Origin of the sequence: Aquamicrobium lusatiense (assembly GCF_014201615.1) — a bacterium.
GTDB classification, from domain to species: Bacteria; Pseudomonadota; Alphaproteobacteria; order Rhizobiales; family Rhizobiaceae; genus Mesorhizobium; species Mesorhizobium lusatiense.
Genome location: NZ_JACHEU010000001.1, coordinates 2,579,781 through 2,595,092, shown reverse-complemented (window position 1 = coordinate 2,595,092; position 15,312 = coordinate 2,579,781). Strand labels below are relative to the sequence as shown.

The following is a 15,312-nucleotide window of genomic DNA, read 5'->3' as shown; positions in this document are numbered from 1 at the left end:
TATGGAAGCCTCGTATCGTAATGACACAGGGGGGTAAATAAAACATGCATTCGCGCCAATACGTAAAACTTTAAATATAAGGTTAACGGCGCTGTGATGGGAAAACCCTGTAAATCCGCGATTTTTACGTGCGCCGGGGCTCCATTCTTTAACCCGCTATCCACCGGTTTCTGTGATCTTCGGCTGCGGCGCGATCATGCTGTTCGGTGCAGGGGGATATGGGCCGATGAATGAAGGCGGACATGTGACCACTTCGGGACAGGCTTTGGAAAATTGTGGGAAACCCGCAGAGCCGCCCATCGATCTTGCCCATCTGGATCGCCAGACAATGGGGGATGCCGCACTTCAGGCCGAGGTTCTGGGGCTGCTCGACGACCAGCTCAGGACGGTTCTGTCCACCATTCGCGACGCGTCCCCTGAAGAGCGGGCGGCGCTGGCTCATGGCCTGAAAGGAGCGGCTCGCGGGGTCGGAGCATTCGCGCTGGCCGAAGGAGCGGATGCGATCGAGAAGGCCCCCGACCTCGATGGCAATCTGCGGCGTCTGGATGAACTGGCGCAGGCCGTTCTGATGTTCATCGCCCGGCGGTGCAACGGCACGCACAACGGCTGAACCCTGTGGCGGGGGCGCTGCTGCGCCGCAGTTGACTTGCACCACGGAGTGATTATCTCCGCGGAGACTTCCCCCTCAGGTGACCAGATGACCAAGCTGACATTCATCGCCCATGACGGCACCCGCTTCGATGTCGAGGCCGAGAACGGTGCGACCGTAATGGAAAGCGCCATCCGCAATTCCATTCCCGGTATCGAAGCGGAGTGCGGCGGCGCCTGCGCCTGTGCGACCTGCCACGTCTATGTGGACGAGGCGTGGACCGACGTCGTCGGCGAACCGGAGGCCATGGAAGAGGACATGCTCGACTTCGCCTATGATGTGCGCCCGAACTCGCGCCTCTCCTGCCAGATCAGAATCCGGGAAGAACTCGACGGCCTGATTGTCTCCATTCCCGAACGGCAGGGATGACAGATCTCGCCGGAATTCAAATCCGGCTCACTCCGGCATGATGGGCGTTTCCGTCGGCACGGACCCGCGTAGCGCTTTCTGCGGCATGAAGGCGTAGACGATCAGAGCCGCGAGCAGCATGGCGGCCGCCGCCAGGAAGATGATCGAGAATGATCCGTGCGGACCGCTTGCTGTCGTAGCGGCCACGCCTTCGCCCGCCAGCGGCAGGTTGTTGCCGAGCGCGATCGCGCCAATTGCCGCGACGCCGATGGCGCCGCCTAGAGAGCGCAGGAAGGTGAGCAGGCCTGTCGCCACGCCAAGATCCTTCCTTTCAACCGCGTTCTGTACCGAAATCGTCGAGACCGGGAAAATCGTGCCAATGCCGGCACCGATAATCGCGGTCGCAATTTCGATCTCCAGAAGATGTGCAGTGTCTGCGATGTAAGCGAGCACGCCGAGGCCGACAATCGAGGCGCTTATGCCGAAAAAGGCAATTCTCTTGTAGTTCACGACGCGGGGAACCAGCCGTCCGCTGGTTCCGGCACCGACAACTGTTCCAAGAAGCAGCCCCAGCATGGCAAGCCCCGTGTCGCCGGGCGACATGCCAAGCGTGGCCTGCATGTAGACGGGCAGATAGACGGCAAGCCCGATGCTGCCTCCCTGAAGCAGAAACATGGTGAATGTGCCGGTCAGCACGATCCGGTTGCTCAGAACCTCCAGTGAGACCAGAGGCTCCTCCGCCATGCGCAGTCTCAGGCAGAACAGCAGCCAGAAGACCGCTGATCCCGCCAGCAGCCCGATGATCTGCGGGTCACTCCATGCATAGCGGTTACCGCCCCAGTTGACGGCGAGAAGCAGCATGAAGGTTGCGATCACCATCAAAATGGCGCCCCAGCCATCCACTTTATGGCTTGTGCCGGCGATAGCGAGTTTTCTCAGCGGCTTGTTGATGACCGCAACGGCGAGCAGACCGAGCGGCAGATTGATCCAGAAGATGAGCGACCAGTGCAGATGTTCTGCAAAAGCGCCGCCGAGCAGGGGGCCGGCGATGCTGGCGACCGCCCACGTCCCGGAAATCCACGCCGCATAGCGCGCCCTTTCCAGCGGCGGAACGAGGTCGCCGATCACCGTCTGCGTCAGGGCAAACAAGCCGCCGCCACCAAGGCCCTGCACGGCTCGCCCCGCAATCAGCACCAGCATGTTGGGAGCCAGGGCGCACATGACCGATCCGGCAAGGAAAATGAATATAGCGGCGAACATGATCGCGCGGCGTCCGTATATATCGGACAATTTGCCGTAAAGCGGTGAAACCGCCGTCGCCGTGAGCAGATATGCGGTCACGATCCATGACAGATATTCCGCATGGCCCAGCGAGCTTGCGATCGTCGGCAAAGCCGGAGCAACGATCGTCTGATCGAGTGCCGCCAGCAGCATGGAAAGCAGGGAGCCGGCGATAATGACGTTCTTTTCACGGTCGCTGAGCGAAAAATCCGGGACGGCCCGTTTTGGCTGGGCGCTGATCGGTTGATCCATTCTTGTTCTTCTTTGAAAATGCGGCCCGTATTGCCGATAAATGTAAGATCATATCCAAATGCATAAGGTATGTCGCAGCAGATTGCGAACCAGTGCCGGCTTTCAGCGCTTCTTCGCGGCTTTCTCCGCCCTCTCGATGCGGTAACTCAGAAGACGCAGCAAACGGCTTTCAAAATTGATGGTCTCGACGCGGTCGAATTCAAGCTGGGCCCTGTCGTGTCGCGCGAGGGTTTTGGAGGTTATCTCCTTGGCTTTTGCCGCTGCCGCGTCGCAATCCCTGAAGCGTGCCGGCTTTTTCAGGGCCTGTTCCAGTTCCCGCGCATGGGCTTTCGCGATCTCGACATGGCGGTCCTCGTGCCGCTTGATGTCGGCGAAAAGCGTATCCCAGAAAATCCGGTCCTCGGGATCGACGCGGCCGCGCGGCTTCCATCGGGGCAGGATGATGCGGGCCTTCACCACCGTATCGGCCGAAACGATGTGGCAATAGCGGCCGTCATTGGCATATCCGATTTTCGTGGTGAAATTCATTCGGGTCGCACCCGGATGCCGCAGGCCTGTGGATTTGACATGCGGGCCCCGGTTCGAGAGGTCTTTTTCGATCTGCTCGAAAGTCGTGCCGCGGATGTTGAAATAGCTGTAGCTCTTCGCAACCGTTTCGGCGGCGGCGGGGACCGCTGCGCTGGCTGCAATGATCAGGGAAAGGAAAATTTTCTTCATCATGTTGTCTCGCGCTGCACCTTGCGTTACGGCGGCATTCGGCGCAACGGAAAAACAGTCAATCGCCACGGGCTGAACTGAAACTATGATGAGACGATGGCAACTGGCGCATGGACGCCATATCGATCTCGGTCCGCGTGCCGTGGTCATGGGCATCCTCAACGTGACGCCCAACAGCTTTTCCGATGGTGGCAGCTATCGTTCGCTTGATGACGCGCTGGCGCGCGCCCGGCTGATGATGGAGCTGGGGGCGGCGATCATCGATGTGGGTGGCGAATCGACGGGCCCGGCATCCGCACCCGTCACCGCAAAGGAAGAGCAGGGACGCGCCCTGCCGGTGATCGAGGCGCTGGCGTCGCTCGACGGGGCGATCATCTCCGTGGATACCTACAGGGAAGAAACGGCACGGCTGGCGGTGGCGGCTGGCGCCCATATCGTCAACGATGTCTGGGGCCTGCAGCGCGAGCCCGGCATAGCCAATGTGGCGGCGCAAACCGGGGCAGGGCTTGTCATCATGCATACGGGGCGCGAGCGGGAAAAGCTTGCCGACCCGGTTGCGGACCAGTTCCTGTTCCTGCGCAAATCTCTGGAGATCGCGCGGGCGGCCGGCATCGGCGAAGAACATATCGTGCTCGATCCCGGTTTCGGCTTCGCCAAGGAAACACCGGAAGACAATATCGACCTGATGGCCCGGTTCGATGAACTGCTTGAGTTGGGCTTCCCGCTGATGGCCGGAACCTCGCGCAAGCGCTTTCTCGGAGCCGTGACCGGACGCGAAGCGCCGGACCGCGATGCGGCGACAGCCGCCACCAGCGTCATTCTGCGCTTGCGGGGCGCCGATCTTTTTCGCGTCCACGATGTCGCAATCAATGCGGATGCGCTGGCGGTCACGGATGCTATGCTGGCCCGTGAAGCTTACCTTTCCTCATAGTCCGGACACCAGCCCATGTATGTCATCCGTATGAAGAATTGCGCCTTCTTCGCCACGCACGGGCTGCTGGATGAGGAGGAAAAACTCGGCCAGCGCTTCTATGTGGATGCGGTGCTGCATGTGGAGCCGACGAAGCCGCTCGAAGCCGACGCGATGGACGCCACGGTCGATTACGGCGTGGCCTTCAGCGTGATCGAGGAGATCATCACCGGCCGCCGCCATTTCCTCATCGAAACGCTGGCCCATGAAGTCGCCAAATCGCTGTCGGCCCGTTTTCCGCAGATCCAGCGCGCGGAGATAACGGTCAGGAAGCCCAATGCGCCGGTGCGCGGTGTGCTGGATTATGTGGAGGTGACCGTTGCCTGGCCGCGATAGCCGCGTTTTCGTCAGCCTCGGCGGAAATCTTGGCGATCCCGCCCAGTCGATGGGCGCGGCGCTGAGGGCGCTGGACGCGCATTCGCAGGTGCGGGTGACCGCCGTGTCGTCGCTGCACAGGACGCCGCCATGGGGGAAGACCGATCAGCCGGATTTTCTCAATTCGGCAGCCGAGCTTCACACCACGCTGCGCCCCCGCGAATTGCTGGAACTGTGCCTTCAGACGGAACACAGCCTCAAGCGGGTTCGCGAGGAACGGTGGGGGCCACGCCTCATCGACATCGATATTCTTCTGTACGATGACCGGGTCATCAACGAAACGGGGCTGGAAGTGCCGCACCCGCGCATGTTGCAACGCGCCTTCGTGCTGGCGCCGCTTTCGGAGCTTGCTCCGACCCTTGAGATTGACGGGCAGAGCGTCGGGAAGCTTCTGGCCGGTGTTGACGCTGCCGGAATCGAGCGTCTCAACTCCGGCAGGCAATGGTGGCGCGGCTGAGTTGAGCCTTAAGAAGGCTGCCGGTCAGCCCGCGAAGCCGCCACCGTCCAGAAAGGCCTGTTCTTCGGCCGTTGTCACCCGGCCCAGAGGCCCGTTCCTGTGCGGGAAACGCCCGAAGCGCTTTATGATGTCGTAGTGATCGACGGCATAGCTCAGATAGCTGGCCGCATTGGCCTTGTGCAATTCGACCGAGCGCTTCTGATCGTCCAGATCTTCGGAATGCTCCAGCGGCAGATAGAAGAAGACGCGGATCTGCTCGTCCACGGCCATGTCGTGACCGGCTTCAATTGCTCTGGCCGCATAATATCTGGCCAGCGGATCGGTTGCGAACATGTGTCCCGTTCCCCGGAAGCAGTTGCGCGGGAACTGGTCGAGCAGGATCATAAGCGCCAGCGCGCCTTCGCGATCCCCGATCCAGCCCTCCAGTTCGCGGCGGGCGGCCGCATAGTGCAGGTCAAGGAAACGCTTCCGGAAATCGGTGTCGAAAGCCTCATCCTTTTTGAACCATGCTTCCGGTCCGGCCTCGCGCCAGAAGGCGGTGACGGTTTGCGGATTTGCAGTTGAAGTGGTCATGTCTGCTCCTGTTTTTCAGTCGCGAAGGATCATGCGGTCGCCGCGCACGTCAAAGCCCGACAGCGAGCCGATAAAATTCATGCCAAGCAGGCTTTGCCTCAGGGCGCCGGGGGCTGCGACCAGCACGGGCTGGTTGCGGCGCACGATGTTGCCGACGGCGATCTCCTCCGCGCGTACTGCCGCCGCGCTCGCGGTGCCGTTGGCGGTCGAAACGCGGACGGTATAGTTCAGCAAGGCCGGATCAAAACCGACGACGCGCGCGTCCTCGGCGCTCAGAACCGTTGTGGTTGCGCCGGTATCGACCAGCGCGGGGATCGACTTGCCGTTGATCACCATGCGCACTTCGAAATGACCGCTGCGCCCCTTGTCCAGTGCAACAGTGGCGCGGCCGTCCTCGGTGCCGAGCATCAAGGGACTTCCGGGAATCAGGCCGGCGGTGATGCGGCTGCCGAAATCCTGAAGCTCATAGCGGTACTGGTAGCCGGCGATGAGGGCGATGACGATCAGGGCCCACAGGCCAAGGCTGCGCGCCATGTCGCCGAAACGCCGGCCAGAGCGCAGCAGGCCGGCGCCGATCAACGCCGCGAGAAGGCCGAGCCAGATGAGGTTGGCGAAATCCTCGTTGAGGAAGCCCAGCGTCGATCCGGATTCGTGATTGAGCATCAGGAGGATGGCGCCGAGCCCGATGAGGCCAAGTATGATCCACAGGCCGCGGCTCATCGCGGAGCCCTGATGCGCTGGTGCGTTCCGGGGGTGGCCGGGGATTTTGCCTTCATGCTTCCTTCCATCTTTTTCAGTCTTGCGCCCAGCGTATCCATGATGCGGCGACGCTCCGGGGGGCTCATGGCGATCCATCCCGCGATCTCGCTGCCGGTGCGCCCGCAGCCGATGCAGTAGCCGCTCTTCATATCGATCGAGCAAACAAGGATGCAGGGCGATTCGATTGCCGTCATGGATGTTTTCCGAACTCTCAACCCACATGGGACAGGCAAACCGCCGATGCAAGCCTTCTGCGGCACTTGCTGCCGGTGGTTTTCAGCCGATGCGGTTGTCAGGCGGTCCACAGAGGGCTATGCGGGCGGCACGTTTTGCATGGAGCCGGGGCCTATGGTCAGCGCATTGCCGTTTGAAGATTTCCGCGTCCTTCTGGACAAGCTGCCTGAACAGGATGACCGCATTGCAACGGATGTCCGCAAAGTCTTTGCGAAGGCTGCGATGGCGCAGGGGCCTCTCGGGCGCATGGAAGATGTCGCGGCATGGTTCGCCGGCTGGACCGGACGGGCAAGCCCGCAGGTGACGCGGCCGCTGGTTGCCATTTTCGCCGGAACGCATGGCGTGGCCGCGCATGGTGTGTCGCCGCGCCCGGTCACCGCGACTGTCGATGCGGTCGAATTGTGTGCGGCGGGTGGCGCGGCAATCAATCAGGTGTGCCTGACCTATGATCTCGGCCTGAAGGTTTTCGATCTCGCGCTCGATCTGCCGACGGGTGACATCACGCGCGAGCCGGCGCTGGACGAGCGCGGCTGTGCTGCCACCATGGCCTTCGGCATGGAGGCGATCGCCGGCGGATCTGACCTTTTGTGCCTTGGCGATCTCGGTGTCGGCAATTCCACGGTCGCCACTGCGCTGATGGCGGCATTGTTCGGCGGACGGGGTGCTGACTGGGTGGGGCCGGGCAGCGGCGCCGACGAGATCGGAGTGGCGCGCAAGGCCGCCATCGTCGATCAGGCGCTGGCTTTCCATGGGCCGCATCTGGCGGATCCGCTGGAAGCGCTGGCGCGTGTCGGCGGGCGCGAGTTTGCCGCCATCGCCGGTGCGATACTTGCCGCACGCATGGAGCGCATTCCGGTGCTGATCGACGGCTTCGCCGCCACGGCTGCCGCTGCCGCGCTGCACAAGGCTCATCCCGGGGCCCTCGATCATTGCCTGCTGGCCAGCCTTTCGGCAGAGCCGGGACATCGGCGCGCGGCTGAAATCCTCGGCCTTCAGCCGCTGCTGGATCTGGGCATCGGCCACGGCGAAGGCGTGGGGGCCGCACTCGGCGCTGGGCTGGTGAAGGCCGCGGTGCAGATGGCTTCCGGCATGGCGCTGGCGCAAAGGGCCTGATCGCCCGTTTCGGGCTCTTTCCTGCCAGTCGGCCCTGTCAGTCGGCCCTACCAGCCGGCATTGGCTGCCACCTTCGTGGGCATCGCCGGAAGCTCTTCCATGACGCGGGAAGGCGGGAAGATGACGATGGCTTCCGTGCCTTCGCGCAGTTTCGAGTGCAGCTCGAACTCGCCGCCATGCATGGCAACGAGGCCCTGCACGATGGGCAGCCCGAGGCCGGTGCCCTGTTCGGCGCTCTTGATCGCTATGGTGCCCTGACCGAACGCGGACAGTACGACGGGAATCTCGTCCTGCGGGATGCCCGGGCCGTTGTCCTTCACCGAAATGTACTGGCCGCCACCGGCGGTCCAGCCAACGCGCACGCGAACTTCCCCACCGCTCGACGTGAACTTGATGGCGTTGGAGAGAAGATTGAGCAGGATCTGGCGGATCGCGCGCTCGTCCGCGTAGAGGCGCGGCAGCGTCGGCTCGAACTGCTGCACGATACGAATGCCCTTGTTGCGGGCTCTGAGTTCCATCATGTGGCAGGTGTCTTCCGCCAGCATCGTCAGGGTAACGGCTTCTTCCTGAAGCTGATAACGGCCGGCCTCGATGCGGGACAGATCGAGAATCTCGTTGATCAGGTTCAGCAGATGCTGGCCTGAATCGTGAATGTCGCCGGCATATTCGCGGTAGTTCTTGTTGCCGACGGGTCCCAGGACCTCATTGGCCATGACTTCGGAGAAGCCCAGAATGGCATTCAGTGGCGTGCGAAGCTCGTGGCTCATCGAAGCCAGAAACCGTGACTTGGCGAGGTTTGCTTCCTCGGCGCGGTGTCGGGCTTCGTCCGACATGGCCTTGGCCGTTTCCAGTTCGGCGATCAGCTCATCCTTTTGAGACCGAAACGACAGCATCATGACCGACGAATGTTTCAGGTGACTGGCCACATAGGACAGGAACGGAAGGGCGATGATCAGCAGCGCCAGCATCATCACTTCCACCGGCGAGGCCGGCCATGTCGCGCCCCAGGCGTAGGCCAGAACGGGCAGGGCGAATGTGGCGATGAGCGCGCCGCTGATGGACGACGTGAGAATGGCCGTGGCAGCCATGGCAAGAAGCAGCGTCACCGCCTTGACGACATGGAACTGGTCGAGCGTGCAGGCGGCGCAGCCCATCAGGCCGAAAACCGCCCAGCCCATGCCGGAGATCACATGCGCGATCAGATAGTTGCGCGTGGCGGCTCCGGGGTCGATAAGGGCGGCATCGGTTGCATTGTAGCGTCGGGACAGGATCAGCAGGGGGCTGAGGCACGCCAGCGCCAGCGCGCCCCAGAGCAGCATTTCCAGGCCCATGCCCGCTGCCAGACCAGCCACGGAGACAAGCAGAATGAGTGCCGGTATGAAAAATGCGCCGCTGAGCATGGAGTGCGCATGCAGCTTCAGCATTTCGCGGTCGAAATCGGGATTGCCGGCCTGTTGCGCCAGACGGTCGCGGGTTTTGCGGACAGCGCGGGCCACATCGCTGTTGCGATGCGGTTGGCGGCGGTCCACAATATTCTTGTCCGCTGTTGTTGAGCGTTGCAACGGCATTCTATGGGTTCAATCTATGCGGCCAGCATGGTCTGCCAACACGCTACGATCGAATGCTTAAGACTTTGTTTGCCATATGAGCAGATCGCGTTCCCGCAACGGAAGCCGTTATCGAAATCCGCGCTCGCGCAGTCCGGCGAGGCGCATGCTCGACTATGGGCTGACCATTCTGCTGTTTGGAATTCTTGCATTCATGGCGTCGCGGCTGGATCAGGCAAATACGCGCACCGAGCAGGGTGCGGCCCGCATCGTCGACGGCGATTCTATCGAACTGGATGGTTTGCGCGTGCGCCTGCGCGGCATCGATGCCCCCGAATACAAGCAGATGTGCAAGAGGGGCGGCCATGACTATGCCTGCGGACGGCAATCGCGCGAGGCGCTGCTGCGGATGACCGATCGCAGGACCGTCGCGTGCACGGGGTGGCGAAACGATCAGTACGGGCGTCTTCTTGGCGATTGTTCGGCCGATGGCGTGGATCTGAACCGCGAGATGGTCGCGCAGGGATGGGCCGTCGCCTATGGCGATTTCGAGCGCGAGGAGGCGAAGGCCCGTTCGGCAAAGCTCGGCCTCTGGGCGGGCGAGTTTGAAAAGCCCCGGCAATGGCGCGACCGTCAGGGCGGACGGGTCGAGCCGGCTCATGACAGTCTCGCCGCGGTCGGCGACTGGCTGCGGGAAATATTTCGTTTCTGGTGAGCGCAACCCTATATAGCGGCGGTGTCCGCTGTGCATTTCGGGAGCAGGGAGAGAAAGATGAAACTGTTCGATGGCGGGCGGGCGCCCAATCCGCGCAGGGTGCGGGTTTTTCTGGCCGAAAAGGGCATCGAGGTGCCTATCGTGCCTGTCGACATGGGCGCGATGGAGCATCGAAGTGCAGAGGTGAGTGGACGAAATCCGCTGCAGAGCCTGCCGGTTCTGGAACTGGATGACGGTACGATCCTCACCGAAACCGTCGCCATCTGCCGCTATTTCGAGGAGATCCAGCCCGCGCAGCCGCTGTTCGGGGAGGGCGCTGTTGGCAGGGCTCTGGTGGAGATGTGGCAAAGGCGCGTGGAACTGGAACTGTTCATGCGGGTGGCGCATGCCTTCCGCCATATCCATCCGGCCATGAAGGAGTGGGAGGTTCCCCAGATTCCGGAATGGGGCGAGGCGAACAAGCCGAAGGTGACGAAATTCCTGCATTTCCTTGACGGTGAACTCGCCAATCGCGAATTCATTGCCGGCGATGCCTATACGATTGCCGACATCACCGGCCTGATAGCGATCGATTTCATGAAACCGGCCCGCATCGCCCTGCCGGATGACTGCGTCCATGTACGGCGCTGGTATGAGGCCGTTTCGGCCCGTCCGAGTGCTGCCGCCTGATCATGGGCGCAAGCGTGGCACGCCGCGAAGCCGGTGACGAGCTTGCCACGCTGACGGCACGGGTGCGCGCCTGCCGCATATGCGTCGAGGCGCCGCTGGGGCGGCCCCTGCCGCATGAACCGCGCCCGGTTCTGGTGCCGTCCCCGACGGCGCGCATCCTCATCGCCAGCCAGGCGCCGGGCACCAGGGTTCACCTGAGCGGCGTGCCGTTCACGGATGCCTCGGGCGACCGGCTGCGCTCGTGGCTGGGCGTCAGCAGCGCCGAGTTCTACGATCCGTCCAGGTTCGCAATCGTGCCCATGGGCTTCTGCTTTCCGGGGCAGGATGCGAAAGGCGGCGACCTGCCGCCCCGGCGCGAATGCGCGCCTGCGTGGCGTGGCCAGCTCATGGAGCGAATGCCCCAACTCGACCTGATCCTCACCATCGGCCTCTATGCGCAGAAGTGGCATATGGGCTCTTTGCGACAGGGTTCGCTGACCGATACGGTGAAGGGCTGGCGCGGAATCTGGGAGGCGCAAAGCCCGGTCAAAGTGCTGCCCTTGCCGCATCCTTCATGGCGCAACACCGGCTGGCTGAAGCGCAATACATGGTTTGAAACCGAATTGCTGCCTTTTCTGCAGGCGGAAATCAGACGCCGGCTCGAATAAGTTTTTGAGAATTTATCACTCGCAATTTGCCAGTATGACGGAATTTCTTTCTTGTGCGGCGGGTCATAATCACTAAAAATTGGGCAACTTTTCTACAAGGAGCGCCCATGGACCGCCTCGACCGAAAAATTTTGCGCCTCTTGCAGGAGGATGCCACCCTGGCCGTCGCCGACGTCGCCAAGAAGGTTGGCCTTTCCACGACGCCGTGCTGGCGCCGTATCCAGAAGCTGGAGGAAGAAGGGGTCATCAAGCGCCGCGTGGCCATTCTGGACCCGGTGCGGGTGAATGTGCGGGTGAATGTTTTCGTCTCGATCCGCACCAATTCCCACAGCCACGAATGGCTGCGCCGGTTTTCCGAGGTGATTCAGGAGTTTCCGGAGGTGGTCGAATTCTACCGCATGAGCGGCGATGTCGACTACCTGCTTCGCGTGGTGGTGCCGGATATTGCGGCTTATGACGCGTTCTACAAGCGCCTGATCGCCAAGATCGAAATCCGGGACGTGTCATCGGCTTTCGCCATGGAGCAGATCAAGAACACGACCGAGCTGCCGCTCGACTACATGGTTCTGGACAAGGAATCAGGATCCAGCGCGGGCTGATGCGCCCAACACCGTTGAAACCGGGGCAGGCACGTCAGTTCTTGGCGAGCTTGCCGACCGGAGCGCCTTCGATACGCTTGAGGTTGACGCCGATAACCGGCACCACCTGCTTGTCGACTTTCACCGATACGGTGACGATCATTGACTGATCGTCGGGGATGCGGGCCTGCATCACGCCGTTGAGTTCCTTGCGGTTGATGGCGAAGACGACCTTGCGGGGGTCAACGACATTGCCGGCTATGATGTCGAGCCCTTCGCCGGCGGCACCGCCCATGAAGGTGCCCTTGTAGCCGGTGCGGCCCTTGTGTTCGACGGTGGCCGTCATCTGCTGCGTGAAGACGCCGACGCGGCAGGAGCCGTCGAGCGTCATGCCGACCTTCACCTCGGGCGACGAGCCGGTGAATGTGCAGGTGAACTTGGTGCCCTTATATTTGCCTGCGACGATTTCGCCGGGCCCGACCCATTTGCCCTCGACCGACTGGAAGAACTGCTTGTCGCGTTCTCCGGCGGAGGCGGTTGCCGGGAGAATTGCGGTTGCCGAAATGGCGAGCGCCAGCGGCAGCATGGAAGACACGATTACGCTTTTCATCGAGGATACCCGGCAACGAAATACTGAGAGGAACCTTGTCCGAACCATGAACAAGAATGGTTAATGGTTTCTCACCATATGCCCGAGAATTCGAATTTTCGCCAGCGCTGTCATTTGTAAAGCGTCCCGATCCCTGATGCGTCTCAGGCCGAAGGAGACTTTTCCGTGCCGTTGCCCTTGCCGGCGAATGAGGTGAGGGCGGAGAGGAAATCGCCCATTCCCGGCCGCCTCAACGCATGAAACGGCAGGGGGCGCGTGGTGTCCATGGCGGCCAGGCCGATGCGCGCTGTCAGCATGCCGTTGACGACACCTTCGCCAAGCTTCGCCGACAGCCGTGCGGCCACACCGTGGCCCAGTATCTGCTGCACGAAGCCGTCACCCAGCGCGATTGAGCCGGTGATGGCCAGATGCGCGAGCACGCCGCGCGCAAGGCGGAAGAAGCCGAGCGTGCCGGGTCGTCCACCATAGAGCTCCGAAAGCCTGCGGATCAGCCGTGCCGCCTCGAAGGCAACATAGGCGATGTCGACAACGGCGCGCGGGCTTACCGCCGTGACCAGCGAGACGCGCTTGGCTGCGTCGAGGATCATGATTTTCGCACGAGCATCCAGCGGTGCGAGGATTTCGGTTTCCGCAATGCGTATGAGGTCGGCGCTGTCGATGATCTCGCCATCCAGTTCGTCCAGAGCACGGCGGCCGGCCGCCGTTTCCGGTCTTGCCGCGACAAAGGAGGACAGTTCGGCCACCACGGCGCGGGCAGCTTTGGGGTCGTTGCGGTCAATGGCGTCCTGCGCGCGCTTCTGTATCTTTTCCACCTCCGCGAGGCGGGCGATGGCCATGAATTCGCGTGCGAGGACGATGATGAGCGCTACGGCGCCAATCGCGGCTGCAAGTGCCGCCAGCCAGCCGAGCCACGGTGCACGCTCGAACAGCGAGCGGATCAGCCCGTCGATCCACAGGCCAATGGCAAGCGATACAAGCAATCCGGCAGCCCCTGCCAGAATTCGCGCCGCCACGGAGCGCCTGCGTGGCGCTGTGGCGGGCGGCGGCACCATCGCGGCTTCATCCGGTGTCTCGAAGATGTCGTGACCGTCCGGCACGGCGACAGCGACTTCGACCGGTGCGGCGCGCGGCCTGCGCGGCGGCTGAGCGGGATGCTGGGTCTCCTCTGCGGCTTTGCTGGACGGTTCAGGCGCGACGGGGAAGGCGGAGGGCTTGCGGGGTTCGTTGCTCATGCCAGCCGGTCTCCGATCAGGAACTGCAGGGCGCGATCGAGCCTGATATGGGGCAGGGAGAGGGTGACGCCCTCGGCGGTGCGTTCAAGCCTTGGCGGGCGAAAGCGGACAAAGCGGATGGCAGGGTCGGTTTCGTCCTGACGATGGCCGTTAACGGTTTCAAAAACGGAATCAACTTTCTCCGGCAAGTCACCGGGAAATATGGCTGTTTCCGCTTCGCCGTCGAAGATCTGGCCGCCGATCGTTTCCCCGGCCAGCGGTGTGCCGAGAATGACGGGCAGCGTGTCGCGACCCTGCTTGACCGTACCCTCGCGCGTGGCGCGGATGGCTGCCATGGCGACGACGTCGACATTGGCGCCGGTGAAATTGGCGCGGGCTATGGCGCGATCCGCCAGACGCCGCACGATCGCCTGCAGCCGGTCGTGGCTTTCGTGGTGCAGATGGTCGGCCTTGGTGGCGGCAATCAGGATGCGGTCGATGCGCCGCGACACCAGATCGGTCAGGATATTGCCGCGGCCGGGCCGGAAGCAGGCCAGAATCTCCGTTACCGCGCGCTCCAGATCCGCCATTGCGCCGGGCCCGGCATTGAGCGCCTGCAAGGCATCGATGAGAACGATCTGGCGGTCGAGCCGGGTGATGTGCTCGCGGAAGAACGGCCGCACCACATGGGTTTTATAAGCCTCGTAGCGTCGCTCCATCATGGCGCGCAGATACCCCGGTTTTGCGCGGCGCTCGTCGCCCGGCATCAGCGGGGCGAAGGTGAGCGCGGGCGAGCCTTCGAGGTCGCCCGGCATCAGGAAGCGGCCGGGCGGCAGCGTGGACAGGGCGCGGTCGTCGAGCTTGCACGCCTTCAGATAGGCCGCGAAGCTTTCCGACAGGCGGCGGGCGGTAACTTCATCGGACGCCGCATCCGGATCGACGGATGCGGAAAGATCGCGCCACTCCCGCGAAAGATCCGCACGCACCGGAAGCTCCGCCATTTCAAACGCTTCGCGGGAAAAGTCCGCGTAGGACTTGCCGAGCAGCGGCAGGTCGAGCAGCCACTCGCCGGGATAGTCCACAATGTCGAGCGACAGCTTTCCGGCCGAGAACATGCGGCTCCAGCCGGAAGCGGATTCATATTCGATCGTCAGCCTGAGCTCCGAAATGGCACGTGTCGAATCCGGCCACAGCCGATCGTTGACCAGCGTTGCGATGTGATCCTCGTACTGGAAACGCGGTACGGCATCGTCCGGCTGCTCCTCCAGAAAGGCGCGGGCGATGCGGCCGGACTTCTGCGCCTCGAACAGCGGCAGGCGTCCGCCATGCAGCAGATTGTGAACGAGGGAGGAAATAAAGACGGTCTTGCCGGCGCGTGACAAGCCGGTGACGCCAAGACGCAGTGTGGGAGCAAAAAGCCCGGTCGCGCGGCCGGAGAGCGTGTCGAGCGCGATGCGCGCTTCATCCGTGAATGTCGTCAGCGAAGATGCCAATTCGGTTCCTAAAACTCGTCTATCTAGCTGAAATCATGAATTATTCAGGATTGCGAGCGCGTATGAAAGCCTGATTTCAGGGTCGATATAGGGTGCCGGTCGGGGCTTTGTAAT

19 protein-coding genes are annotated in these 15,312 nt (G+C 62.5%); 10 read left to right on the top strand and 9 right to left on the bottom strand.

The window, feature by feature from the left end:
* Positions 1-226: 226 nt before the first annotated feature.
* A complete protein-coding gene (locus HNR59_RS12505) occupies positions 227-610 on the top strand; it encodes an Hpt domain-containing protein (protein WP_183830659.1) in 384 nt (127 codons plus the stop codon).
* Positions 611-697: 87 nt separating this feature from the next.
* Positions 698-1,018: a 2Fe-2S iron-sulfur cluster-binding protein gene (locus tag HNR59_RS12500; protein ID WP_183830656.1), complete on the top strand. Its 321-nt coding sequence runs from the start codon at positions 698-700 to the stop codon at positions 1,016-1,018.
* A gap of 27 nt (positions 1,019-1,045) precedes the next feature.
* Here HNR59_RS12500 and HNR59_RS12495 read toward each other — a convergent pair whose 3' ends face one another.
* The gene (locus HNR59_RS12495) at positions 1,046-2,530 is read right to left on the bottom strand and encodes an MDR family MFS transporter (protein WP_183830654.1); all 1,485 of its coding nucleotides are present in this window, start codon (positions 2,528-2,530) and stop codon (positions 1,046-1,048) included.
* 102 nt (positions 2,531-2,632) lie between these two features.
* Positions 2,633-3,250, bottom strand: a complete 618-nt coding sequence (locus HNR59_RS12490; protein WP_183830652.1) for a DUF922 domain-containing Zn-dependent protease — start codon at positions 3,248-3,250, stop codon at positions 2,633-2,635.
* Positions 3,251-3,335: 85 nt separating this feature from the next.
* Here HNR59_RS12490 and folP point away from each other — a divergent pair, with 85 nt between their 5' ends.
* The 3 genes from folP to folK are packed head-to-tail and all read left to right on the top strand — an operon-like array spanning position 3,336 to position 5,049.
* Positions 3,336-4,178, top strand: coding sequence for a dihydropteroate synthase (gene folP, locus HNR59_RS12485; RefSeq protein WP_246374567.1), 843 nt, complete (start codon positions 3,336-3,338; stop codon positions 4,176-4,178).
* 15 nt (positions 4,179-4,193) lie between these two features.
* Positions 4,194-4,553, top strand: coding sequence for a dihydroneopterin aldolase (gene folB, locus HNR59_RS12480; RefSeq protein ID WP_183830648.1), 360 nt, complete (start codon positions 4,194-4,196; stop codon positions 4,551-4,553).
* Complete coding sequence (gene folK, locus HNR59_RS12475) at positions 4,537-5,049, top strand: 2-amino-4-hydroxy-6-hydroxymethyldihydropteridine diphosphokinase (protein ID WP_183830646.1); 513 nt, start codon at positions 4,537-4,539, stop codon at positions 5,047-5,049. Before folB ends, folK begins: the two co-directional genes overlap by 17 nt.
* Before the next feature lie 24 nt (positions 5,050-5,073).
* Here folK and HNR59_RS12470 read toward each other — a convergent pair whose 3' ends face one another.
* Genes HNR59_RS12470 through HNR59_RS12460 form a run of 3 tightly spaced genes read right to left on the bottom strand, consistent with a single transcriptional unit; the run spans position 5,074 to position 6,575 of the window.
* Positions 5,074-5,622, bottom strand: coding sequence for a DUF924 family protein (locus tag HNR59_RS12470; RefSeq protein ID WP_183830643.1), 549 nt, complete (start codon positions 5,620-5,622; stop codon positions 5,074-5,076).
* 15 nt (positions 5,623-5,637) lie between these two features.
* A complete protein-coding gene (locus HNR59_RS12465) occupies positions 5,638-6,342 on the bottom strand; it encodes a TIGR02281 family clan AA aspartic protease (RefSeq protein WP_183830641.1) in 705 nt (234 codons plus the stop codon).
* The gene (locus HNR59_RS12460; RefSeq protein ID WP_183830638.1) at positions 6,339-6,575 is read right to left on the bottom strand and encodes a DUF1289 domain-containing protein; all 237 of its coding nucleotides are present in this window, start codon (positions 6,573-6,575) and stop codon (positions 6,339-6,341) included. Before HNR59_RS12460 ends, HNR59_RS12465 begins: the two co-directional genes overlap by 4 nt.
* 154 nt (positions 6,576-6,729) lie before the next feature.
* Between HNR59_RS12460 and HNR59_RS12455 the strand changes: the two genes are divergently transcribed.
* Positions 6,730-7,728: a nicotinate-nucleotide--dimethylbenzimidazole phosphoribosyltransferase gene (locus HNR59_RS12455; protein WP_183830635.1), complete on the top strand. Its 999-nt coding sequence runs from the start codon at positions 6,730-6,732 to the stop codon at positions 7,726-7,728.
* Positions 7,729-7,775: 47 nt separating this feature from the next.
* Here HNR59_RS12455 and HNR59_RS12450 read toward each other — a convergent pair whose 3' ends face one another.
* Entirely contained in the window at positions 7,776-9,296 is a 1,521-nt protein-coding gene (locus HNR59_RS12450; RefSeq protein WP_183830632.1) for a sensor histidine kinase, read from the bottom strand.
* Positions 9,297-9,441: 145 nt separating this feature from the next.
* Here HNR59_RS12450 and HNR59_RS12445 point away from each other — a divergent pair, with 145 nt between their 5' ends.
* The 4 genes from HNR59_RS12445 (at position 9,442) to HNR59_RS12430 (ending at position 11,905) form a co-directional block, all read left to right on the top strand.
* Positions 9,442-9,990 (top strand): thermonuclease family protein, encoded by a 549-nt coding sequence (locus HNR59_RS12445; protein ID WP_246374566.1) that lies wholly within the window; start codon positions 9,442-9,444, stop codon positions 9,988-9,990.
* 57 nt (positions 9,991-10,047) lie between these two features.
* Entirely contained in the window at positions 10,048-10,659 is a 612-nt protein-coding gene (locus tag HNR59_RS12440) for a glutathione S-transferase (protein WP_183830624.1), read from the top strand.
* Positions 10,660-10,661: 2 nt separating this feature from the next.
* The gene (locus HNR59_RS12435; RefSeq protein ID WP_183830621.1) at positions 10,662-11,306 is read left to right on the top strand and encodes a uracil-DNA glycosylase family protein; all 645 of its coding nucleotides are present in this window, start codon (positions 10,662-10,664) and stop codon (positions 11,304-11,306) included.
* Positions 11,307-11,413: 107 nt separating this feature from the next.
* Positions 11,414-11,905, top strand: coding sequence for an Lrp/AsnC family transcriptional regulator (locus HNR59_RS12430; protein ID WP_183830618.1), 492 nt, complete (start codon positions 11,414-11,416; stop codon positions 11,903-11,905).
* 34 nt (positions 11,906-11,939) lie between these two features.
* Here the strand turns inward: HNR59_RS12430 and HNR59_RS12425 are convergent, their stop codons facing one another.
* The 3 genes from HNR59_RS12425 to HNR59_RS12415 form a co-directional block, all read right to left on the bottom strand.
* On the bottom strand, positions 11,940-12,494 hold the full coding sequence (locus tag HNR59_RS12425) for a hypothetical protein (RefSeq protein WP_183830614.1): 555 nt from the start codon (positions 12,492-12,494) through the stop codon (positions 11,940-11,942).
* Between the two features lie 143 nt (positions 12,495-12,637).
* On the bottom strand, positions 12,638-13,726 hold the full coding sequence (locus HNR59_RS12420; RefSeq protein ID WP_183830611.1) for a YcjF family protein: 1,089 nt from the start codon (positions 13,724-13,726) through the stop codon (positions 12,638-12,640).
* On the bottom strand, positions 13,723-15,198 hold the full coding sequence (locus HNR59_RS12415) for a YcjX family GTP-binding protein (RefSeq protein WP_183830608.1): 1,476 nt from the start codon (positions 15,196-15,198) through the stop codon (positions 13,723-13,725). The genes HNR59_RS12420 and HNR59_RS12415 overlap by 4 nt, the downstream gene beginning before the upstream one ends.
* Positions 15,199-15,312: the final 114 nt, after the last annotated feature.

Coding starts and splice junctions, on each gene's coding strand:
- HNR59_RS12505 (WP_183830659.1), top strand. CDS start 227: ATGAATGAAGGCGGACATGTGACCACTTCGGGACAGGCTTTGGAAAAT.
- HNR59_RS12500 (WP_183830656.1), top strand. CDS start 698: ATGACCAAGCTGACATTCATCGCCCATGACGGCACCCGCTTCGATGTC.
- HNR59_RS12495 (WP_183830654.1), bottom strand. CDS start 2,530: ATGGATCAACCGATCAGCGCCCAGCCAAAACGGGCCGTCCCGGATTTT.
- HNR59_RS12490 (WP_183830652.1), bottom strand. CDS start 3,250: ATGATGAAGAAAATTTTCCTTTCCCTGATCATTGCAGCCAGCGCAGCG.
- folP (WP_246374567.1), top strand. CDS start 3,336: ATGAGACGATGGCAACTGGCGCATGGACGCCATATCGATCTCGGTCCG.
- folB (WP_183830648.1), top strand. CDS start 4,194: ATGTATGTCATCCGTATGAAGAATTGCGCCTTCTTCGCCACGCACGGG.
- HNR59_RS12470 (WP_183830643.1), bottom strand. CDS start 5,622: ATGACCACTTCAACTGCAAATCCGCAAACCGTCACCGCCTTCTGGCGC.
- HNR59_RS12465 (WP_183830641.1), bottom strand. CDS start 6,342: ATGAGCCGCGGCCTGTGGATCATACTTGGCCTCATCGGGCTCGGCGCC.
- HNR59_RS12460 (WP_183830638.1), bottom strand. CDS start 6,575: ATGACGGCAATCGAATCGCCCTGCATCCTTGTTTGCTCGATCGATATG.
- HNR59_RS12455 (WP_183830635.1), top strand. CDS start 6,730: ATGGTCAGCGCATTGCCGTTTGAAGATTTCCGCGTCCTTCTGGACAAG.
- HNR59_RS12450 (WP_183830632.1), bottom strand. CDS start 9,296: ATGCCGTTGCAACGCTCAACAACAGCGGACAAGAATATTGTGGACCGC.
- HNR59_RS12445 (WP_246374566.1), top strand. CDS start 9,442: ATGCTCGACTATGGGCTGACCATTCTGCTGTTTGGAATTCTTGCATTC.
- HNR59_RS12440 (WP_183830624.1), top strand. CDS start 10,048: ATGAAACTGTTCGATGGCGGGCGGGCGCCCAATCCGCGCAGGGTGCGG.
- HNR59_RS12435 (WP_183830621.1), top strand. CDS start 10,662: ATGGGCGCAAGCGTGGCACGCCGCGAAGCCGGTGACGAGCTTGCCACG.
- HNR59_RS12430 (WP_183830618.1), top strand. CDS start 11,414: ATGGACCGCCTCGACCGAAAAATTTTGCGCCTCTTGCAGGAGGATGCC.
- HNR59_RS12425 (WP_183830614.1), bottom strand. CDS start 12,494: ATGAAAAGCGTAATCGTGTCTTCCATGCTGCCGCTGGCGCTCGCCATT.
- HNR59_RS12420 (WP_183830611.1), bottom strand. CDS start 13,726: ATGAGCAACGAACCCCGCAAGCCCTCCGCCTTCCCCGTCGCGCCTGAA.